A 572-nucleotide genomic window follows, 5' to 3' on the forward strand; every position below is an offset into this window, starting at 1 on the left:
TACTCGGTTTGTTAAGAACAAACCTGAAGACCGCTACATCTATTTTTTACTCGATTCACGTTGTGAATCTGAAGACCGCTACGCAGGGAATAAATCCCCGCTTCGCTCCTAAAGCACAGGGTTATTCCCAGCTACCGCTGGTCATCAACCCATTTTCTAAGGTTTTCATTTTTGAATCACCTGCAAACGAAGCCCGCTACGCTTTTTAATCCTGCAATTGCATTGGGGGCGGGTCAGATGACAGGGCATAGCGGGCTTGGCTTGTTAGCAGTTCTAAAACTGCTTGCCTTTGTCGTTGCTTGTGTGCTGTGAAAAATCGGAAACAAGGTTGTTGAAGTGCAACCGCCGATTTTTCGCAAGGAGACACAAGCAAGCGACTCCCCCTCCCTTGTTTGCCGAAAAGAAAAGACTTCTTTTCGGGGCTAAGGGAGGGGTTAGGGGAGGGTTAAACCCCTTTTGTTGAAAAAAAGAATATTTTCATTATTTCCTACTCGATTCCTCCTTTGGAAAATTTAGCAACAAATCCCGGTAATAGGCGTATTGCTTTTTGCGTAGCTCGATTTCTTTCGGCA

At 45.3% G+C, this 572-nt stretch carries 1 protein-coding gene; it reads left to right on the plus strand.

The annotated features are described in order from the left end of the window. Positions 1–171 precede the first annotated feature (171 nt). The gene (locus BJI48_RS09540) at positions 172–312 is read left to right on the plus strand and encodes a hypothetical protein (RefSeq protein WP_180763115.1); all 141 of its coding nucleotides are present in this window, start codon (positions 172–174) and stop codon (positions 310–312) included. The last annotated feature ends 260 nt before the right edge of the window (positions 313–572 follow it).

Origin of the sequence: Helicobacter sp. 11S02596-1, from assembly GCF_002272825.1 — a bacterium.
In the GTDB taxonomy this organism is placed as follows: Bacteria; Campylobacterota; Campylobacteria; order Campylobacterales; family Helicobacteraceae; genus Helicobacter_J.